1 pseudogene is annotated in these 846 nt (G+C 65.7%); it reads right to left on the reverse strand.

Features of this window, described 5'->3' with window-relative positions:
• Window positions 1-846: pseudogene (locus ON40_RS50365) on the reverse strand (IS30 family transposase); the annotation flags it as partial.

Genomic DNA, 846 nt, shown 5'->3' on the forward strand with positions numbered 1-846 from the left:
ACCGCCGCGAGATCCCTTCCGGTCCACCGTGATAGGTCGGTGCCTTTCGGGAAGTACTGCCGCAGAAGGCTATTGGTGTTCTCGTTGGTTCCGCGCTGCCATGGGCTGTGGGGATCGGCGAAGAAGACCGGGAGACCGGTCTTCGATGTCAACGCCGCATGCGCTGACATCTCCTTTCCCCGATCCCAGGTCAACGACTTCACCATCTGCTCGGGGAGATTGGTCAGCGTCGCCGTCAGTGCCTTGTTCATCGATGAGGCCCCGTAGCCGCTGAGCGCGGGACCGTTCTTCACCGGCGCGGATGTGCCCCATCCATGCTCGCGTGGCAGGTGAATCAGGACCGTGAACCGGGTGGTCCGCTCGACAAGTGTGCCGATCGTGGAGCGGCCGGTGCCGATGATGAGGTCACCTTCCCAATGGCCCGGAACCGCGCGACTTTCGGCTTCTGCGGGGCGTTCGCTGATCAGCACGTCCGGGGGTGACATGCGCCCAGGCCACGCGCTTGGCGCGGGCTCGCGGCATCCGCAGTGACCGGCCGGTGCGCAGATTCAAGATCAGTTCACGATCGAGTGCGCCGCGTCCCTCGATATACAGCCCCTGAGAGATGGCCTCGTGGCTTATCCGCATCGACGTGTCGTCGGGAAAGTCGATCCGCAGCCGCCGCGAGATCTGCTCCGGGCTCCACGCTTGCACCCATTGCCGGTCCGAGGCTCCCGCGAGATCGTCGACGGGCTGCGGCCCAGCGCCCGAGCGATCTGCCGCACTCCCTTGCCCTGCACCCTCAGCAGCGCGATCTCCTCACGCTCGGCGAACGATAGATAGCGGCCGCCGGGCCGGCTCCAGGAA

It is taken from the genome of Nocardia jiangxiensis NBRC 101359, assembly GCF_000308615.1.
In the GTDB taxonomy this organism is placed as follows: Bacteria; Actinomycetota; Actinomycetes; order Mycobacteriales; family Mycobacteriaceae; genus Nocardia; species Nocardia jiangxiensis.